General features: G+C 68.5%; 4 protein-coding genes and 1 pseudogene. 4 read left to right on the top strand and 1 reads right to left on the bottom strand.

Going from position 1 to position 2,381, the window contains the following annotated elements; translation table 11 throughout:
* The coding region (locus FUT87_RS16875) for an Ohr family peroxiredoxin (protein ID WP_147241763.1) at positions 1 to 313 on the bottom strand (313 nt) is incomplete at its 3' end.
* 394 nt (positions 314 to 707) lie between these two features.
* On the opposite strand from FUT87_RS16875, the gene FUT87_RS16870 reads away from it, so the two are divergent.
* The 4 genes and pseudogenes from FUT87_RS16870 to FUT87_RS16860 all read left to right on the top strand — a co-directional run.
* A complete protein-coding gene (locus tag FUT87_RS16870) occupies positions 708 to 1,040 on the top strand; it encodes a hypothetical protein (RefSeq protein ID WP_091724497.1) in 333 nt (110 codons plus the stop codon).
* A gap of 225 nt (positions 1,041 to 1,265) precedes the next feature.
* Complete coding sequence (locus FUT87_RS16865; RefSeq protein ID WP_222617183.1) at positions 1,266 to 1,682, top strand: hypothetical protein; 417 nt, start codon at positions 1,266 to 1,268, stop codon at positions 1,680 to 1,682.
* Positions 1,672 to 1,815 carry a hypothetical protein gene (locus FUT87_RS28935; protein WP_175538252.1) on the top strand — a complete coding sequence of 48 codons (144 nt, stop codon included), beginning with the start codon at positions 1,672 to 1,674 and terminating at the stop codon, positions 1,813 to 1,815. Before FUT87_RS16865 ends, FUT87_RS28935 begins: the two co-directional genes overlap by 11 nt.
* Before the next feature lie 82 nt (positions 1,816 to 1,897).
* A pseudogene (locus tag FUT87_RS16860) lies at positions 1,898 to 2,381 on the top strand (response regulator); the annotation flags it as partial.

Genomic DNA, 2,381 nt, shown 5'->3' with positions numbered 1-2,381 from the left:
CGTGGATGCGCAGCCGGCCGCTCAGGAAGTAGCCGTCGGCGCCGCGGTTGAGGTCGACGATGGCTTCGACGTCGGTCTCCGCGGGCAGGCGCACGCCCATCGCCTGGGCGGCCAGGCCCATCGCGCCGATGAAGCAGGCGGACCAGCCGACGCCGAACAGCTGTTCCGGGTTGGTGCCGGGGCGCGACGATCCGGGCGTGCCGAGCTGCACGTCGAGGCGGCCGTCGTCGGACTGGCCGCGGCCCTCGCGGCCGCCGGTGGTGCGGGTGTGGGCGGTATAGAGAACCTGGACGTGATCGGTGGTCGTGGACATGGCGGACTCCTTTGAAGGCTTGAAGGCAGCGTCGTCTGCTGCGTGGTCCGCATTGCACCGGGGCGATGTATCGCCGGTGTGTGACTGCCGCGGCGAATTGGCGCGGCGCGTGTCGCGGCGGGTGCTGGACACAGTGGCATACAAACCGGCGTCGGTGACCGCGTGTGACGGTGACGTGGAGGTGGCGTGAAGGCAGGTGCGCCCAACGCCAAGTCGTTGCGCCGACTTGCGTGATCGCGGGTTTTCTTAAGCATTCCCTAACCCGGCCGGCGCACCTTACGTCCCAGGGCAACACGTTGTTTGACGCAATCGGCCCGACCCGCTCCGCGGCCCACGGCGACGCCTTGTAGAAGACGCCACCGGCGCGGAGCCCGCCGGACCGCAGGAGAAGCACATGAGCAAGTCCACCCCGATCCTCGCCATGGTGGCCGCTTTCGCGGCGGCGTCGGCCCAGGCCGCGACCGATCCCGACGACATGGCGCGCCGATCGGAGCGACGAGCGATGGTCCAGCAGCAACTGCGCGCGGTGCAGGTCGAGCTCTACTGCGACCACCAGGACAACGCGATGCATCTGCTGCGCGACGCCCGTCGCCAGTTGATGGCGCAGCGCCTGCCGGTCAGCGCCCCCGAGCTGCGCCAGCTGGAGAAGGTCAGCTGGCTGGTCCGCCACGGCGACACCGTCGAGGCGATCGCCACGATCGACGCCGCCCGCGGCGACCTCGCCTGAGCGCAAGCTCATCGGCCCTCGATTCATTTCCCCATCAGTCAGCCGTCGACCGGTTGGGCAGCGCCCCGACCGGCGACGGCTGACCTCCTTCGGTCTCAATTCGAGCCTGGCCGACTTTCGTAAGGGGTTCGGACCACTGGAACCGCGCAAAACACGCGGATCCCTCGAAACGCCTCCCGCTCCCGCGCCCTAGCATCGACATCTTCGACAACGCGTGTGGCGGCGATGACTCCGGAAATGTTGGCGTTCTGGCTGGCGGGCGTGTTGCCACCCAGCTCCAGCTGGATCCTCAATCTTGCGATTCGTGGTCCGGCCTGCCTGAAGACGTCCGGCGCCGACTGGGCATTGCTCCTGCTCGCCTTCGACGGCGCGGTGGCGATCACCTGGCCGGAGATCCTCTGCAACATCCCGAACGAAGCGGTGAGGGCATTCCTGCCGTCATTGGCCCCCTCGCTGGTTTTCGTCTCGCTGGTGATCTGGATCGTGATCGTCCAATGGTGCGAGCCGCTGCTTGTCCACGCGCGCCGGGCCCGACGGCCCAGCTTCTGGCGCATCGCAAGTGGCGCAGGCGCCTGGGCGCTCGTGGTGTTGAACGTCTTCGGGCACTACTACTTGCTGATCAGGGGTTTCCATGTGGACTGAATTCCTCCTCAATTGCGCCGCGGCCTTCGTGTTCTTCCTCGCCTTCTTCCTGACCGTCTACTACATCGCCTACCGGAAGGGCGTGTTCGATGCGCCCGATCCATCGGACGGTTCATCGCCGGAAGGCGGCTGACGACCGGGCGCCAGCCCGGCTCCGCCGGCATGTGGAAAGACACTAGCCGTCACCGCATGTCCGCGCGCTAGCATCGCGCGCCATGCGGATCCTCCTGGTCGAAGACGAGAAGCCCCTGGCCGACTGGCTGGTGAAGGCGCTCGGGCAGAACGATTTCGTCGTCGACTGGGTCGACGACGGCCGGCTCGTGCTGGGCCAGCTCGGCGCGACCCGCTACGACGCGATGATCCTGGACCTCGGCCTGCCGGGACTGGGCGGCCACGAAGTCCTGGCCCGCCTGCGCGACGCCGATTCCCGCGTGCCGGTGCTGGTGCTGACCGCCCGCGACTCGCTGATGGAGCGCGTCAGCACGCTGCATGAGGGCGCCGACGACTTCCTCGCCAAACCCTTCGAGATCCAGGAGCTCGAGGCCCGCCTGGTCGCGCTGATCCGCCGCTCGCGCGGGCGCGACCAGCCGCGCTTCGCCTGCGGGCCGCTGGTCTACGACGCCGCCTCCAAGCTGTTCACCCTGGACCGCGAACCGCTGCCGCTGTCCCCCCCGCGAGCACGCGGTGCTGCGCACGCTG

The sequence above is a fragment of the Mitsuaria sp. TWR114 genome, from assembly GCF_007997345.1.
The sequence above is the reverse complement of the archived record's forward strand: the minus strand, read 5'-3'. Positions and strand labels throughout refer to the sequence as shown.

Coding starts and splice junctions, on each gene's coding strand:
- FUT87_RS28935 (WP_175538252.1), top strand. CDS start 1,672: ATGTGGACTGAATTCCTCCTCAATTGCGCCGCGGCCTTCGTGTTCTTC.
- FUT87_RS16870 (WP_091724497.1), top strand. CDS start 708: ATGAGCAAGTCCACCCCGATCCTCGCCATGGTGGCCGCTTTCGCGGCG.
- FUT87_RS16865 (WP_222617183.1), top strand. CDS start 1,266: ATGACTCCGGAAATGTTGGCGTTCTGGCTGGCGGGCGTGTTGCCACCC.